This window comes from Candidatus Aquicultor sp. (assembly GCF_054640775.1).
The window spans coordinates 1-2533 of the sequence record NZ_JBTSLF010000270.1 but is presented as its reverse complement, the minus strand read 5'-3'; the positions used below and the strand labels follow the sequence as shown (position 1 = coordinate 2533).

The following is a 2533-nucleotide window of genomic DNA, read 5'->3' as shown; positions in this document are numbered from 1 at the left end:
CTTCAATCTCCGCGGGCGACTTAGTCCGGAGAAAAATCGCCTTTTTCAAAATCCCTATCCCATGTTCTCCGCTGCCTACCCCCCCTAATTTCAAAGCGCAATCGGTCAGCTCGTCGTAGATCTTCTTGGCGTATTCGGTCCAATTTTCAGGAGAAACTTCATCGGGTTTAAAAAAATGGGTGTGAAGATTTCCATCTGCAATGTGTCCGACGGTGGCAATCATTATGTTATATTTTTTCTCCAGCCGCTTCAGTTCCTTCATCCTCTCCGGAACCTTGGAAAAAGGGACGATAACATCGCCCGGATTGCCGTAAACCATCTTACCTATAAATCTAAAGCCGGGACTGTATTCCTCCCTGACCTTCCAGATATTTTCGGAATCCCGCCGGCTCTCGGCAGCAAAAACATCCAAGGCCCCATTTCCCAGACACAATTCACCGGCCTTTTCATAAATCTCATCCAGTTCTGCCTGCGATTTTCCATGAAGCTGGACAATGAGAAAAGCCCCCACGTCGTCCCTATCAGTGAAGGGGAGGGTGATCTCGTGATGTTTGGCCGATAGGGTCAGGGCCATTCGGTCCATGAATTCGACCGCCACCGGGAAAATGTTGCCTTCGACGATCATTTTGGAGACAGCGATGACCGCGGTTTCCGTATCCGGAAAAGGCACGATAAGATCCAGGGTCTTACCCCCACCGGGTATTAAATTGACGATGACCTTGGTGACAATGGCCAGGGTCCCCTCCGACCCGATGATGGTCTCCATGAGATCGTACCCCCAGGTGCTCTTTCGGAAACGACCGCCAAGCTGAAGGATTTCTCCGGAGGCCAGCACCACTTCCAATCCCAGAATATGTTTCCGGGTATTTCCATATTTGATGACCTTTGCCCCCCCGGCATTGGTGGCCACATTCCCACCAATGAAACTGCTCTCGGTACTCATGGGGTATCCGGCGTACATAAGCCCGTGTTCCTCCACCTTCCGGCAGAGATCTTTGGTGATGACCCCGGCTTCGACCACCGCCACCCGGTCCACCGTATCGATTTCCAGGATTTTATTCATTTTCTCTAAAGATAGAACAATCCCGTTGCGGGTGGGGATGGCCGACCCGGCCAGCCCGGTCCCTGCCCCTCTGGCCGTCACCGGGATATTGTATTTGGAGGCTAATTTCATAACGGCCGCCACCTCCGCCGTAGACTCGGGCCTTACCGCCACATCAGGTTCAGAAACGACCCCGGTGATCAGGGAAAGGGTGTCCATCCCATATTCTTTCAGTTTGGCTTTATCATCAAAGATAGTATTCTTTTCACCGACAATTTTTTTCAGCTCTTCGATTATCTCAACGGTAACCTTCCCATATTGCCGCTCCATTATTTATGCCTCCTTGGCTTTTTCATTCAGTTTCTTTATTAAAAGGGGAACCACTTCAAAAAGGTCTCCCACGATTCCATAATCCGCAACCCCGAAAATATTCGCCTCCGGATCGGAATTGATGGCCACGATGGTCTCGGCTGAGGACATCCCGGCCAGATGTTGGACTGCTCCGGAAATCCCAACGGCGATGTAGAGCCTCGGACAAACCGTCTTCCCGCTGAGGCCGACCTGGTGGGAATAGGAAATCCAACCCAGATCGGTCGCGCTCCGTGATGCCCCCAGGGACCCCTCGAACAATCCGGCCAGTTCGCTCATCAGCTCCACATGTTTGCCGTCCTTCAGACCTTTGCCGAAGGCCACGATAGTTTCGGCATCCTGGATGGGCGCCCCGATGGCTTCCTCTTTTATAAACTTCAGCCTCTTGACCCTCGAGGTCAGGAGCTCTTCGCTGAATTCCTTGATGGTTACTTCCCCTTTTCTTGAAGGGTCGAGGGGCAGAGGTCTCTTGGACTTTGGGCGCACGGTCGACATTTGAGGCCGTAAAACCGGGGTCTTGATCGTAGCCATAATGTTCCCCCCTACTGCCGGCCGGGTTTGAATCAGGAGTCTTTCTTCCAAATCGATATCCAGCCCCGTACAATCGGCCGTGAGACCGGCATCCAGCTTCATGGCCATGATGGGCATAATAGTCCGCCCCATGGTCGTGGCTGAAGCGATCAAGATCTCCGGTTTATATTCCTCGACCAGGGACGTGAGAACGGCCGCAAAAGGATCAACCCTAAAGTGGTCCAAGGCCGGATGATCAATCACGTAAACTCTATCCGCACCTCTGGCAATGGACTCTCCGACTTTGTCTCTAATAGCGCTCCCGATGAGAACGATAGAAAGATCAACCGAAAGTTTATCGGCCAGTCCTCTCCCCCAGGATAATAGTTCATAGGATACGGGGTGAATCTGTCCATCCCTCACTTCCCCCAACACCCATACCCCTTTATATTGGCTGTAATCTTTTTCCTTCATCCGATAATCCTTTTCCTTAGTTTTTAAAGGTTCAAGGTCCGAGGGGTGAGACGAAAGGTGTAAGGTCCAAGGTATAAGGTGTAGGGTTCATGGAAAAATCTTACCCTGACAACATCTTTTGTCTTAAACCTCAAACCT

Annotated in this window: 2 protein-coding genes; both read right to left on the bottom strand. The window is 51.4% G+C overall.

The window, feature by feature from the left end:
- On the bottom strand, positions 1 to 1372 hold a 1372-nt coding region (locus ACYC56_RS13970), incomplete at its 3' end, for an FAD-binding oxidoreductase (RefSeq protein ID WP_461374784.1).
- A gap of 3 nt (positions 1373 to 1375) precedes the next feature.
- The gene (locus ACYC56_RS13965; protein ID WP_461374783.1) at positions 1376 to 2395 is read right to left on the bottom strand and encodes an electron transfer flavoprotein subunit alpha/FixB family protein; all 1020 of its coding nucleotides are present in this window, start codon (positions 2393 to 2395) and stop codon (positions 1376 to 1378) included.
- Positions 2396 to 2533 lie beyond the last annotated feature (138 nt).

Bases quoted from the DNA above. Each gene is read 5' to 3' on its own strand.
- ACYC56_RS13965 (WP_461374783.1), bottom strand. From the start codon at position 2,395: ATGAAGGAAAAAGATTACAGCCAATATAAAGGGGTATGGGTGTTGGGG.